Source organism: Thioclava arctica (assembly GCF_040892615.1).
GTDB classification, from domain to species: Bacteria; Pseudomonadota; Alphaproteobacteria; order Rhodobacterales; family Rhodobacteraceae; genus Thioclava; species Thioclava arctica.
This window is the reverse complement of sequence record NZ_JBFRYC010000055.1, coordinates 1-544: the sequence shown is the minus strand read 5'-3', so window position 1 is coordinate 544 and position 544 is coordinate 1. Positions and strand designations below refer to the sequence as shown.

Here is a 544-nt window from a genome sequence, read left to right as displayed (position 1 = left end):
TGCTGATGTTCAAGACGCTGGTTCTCAGCGCGCTCTACAACCTGTCGGATGACCAGATCGAGTATCAGGTCCGCGACCGGCTGTCGTTCATGAGGTTCCTTGGACTTGGCCTTGCGGACCGCGTTCCGGACGCCAAAACGGTCTGGCTTCTGGCTGTATCGCGATGCATTGGCGCAGGCGGGCAAGGTGGAGGAGCTGTTTCACCGTTTCGACGGTCATCTGGCGCGGCAAGGCTATATCGCCCGGGGCGGTCAGATACTGGATGCATAAATTGTGCCGGTGCCCCGAAACCACAACACGCGCGCCGAAAATGCGGCGATCAAGAAGGGCGAAGTGCCCGAGGATTGGGAAAACAAGGCCGCGAAGCGCAGCCAGAAGGATGAGGACGCGCGCAGGACCAAGAAGCACGGCAAGAGCCATTATGGCTACAAGAACCACGTCAACGTGGACCGCATGCACAAGCTGGTGCGCCGCTATCACGCTACCGACGCCGCTGTGCATGACAGTCAGGCGGTGGACCACCTGCTGATGCGGGGCAACACCG

General features: G+C 60.5%; 1 pseudogene. It reads left to right on the top strand.

Annotated features, from left to right (window positions below):
• Positions 1 to 544, top strand: a pseudogene (locus AB4874_RS19900) (IS5 family transposase); the annotation flags it as partial.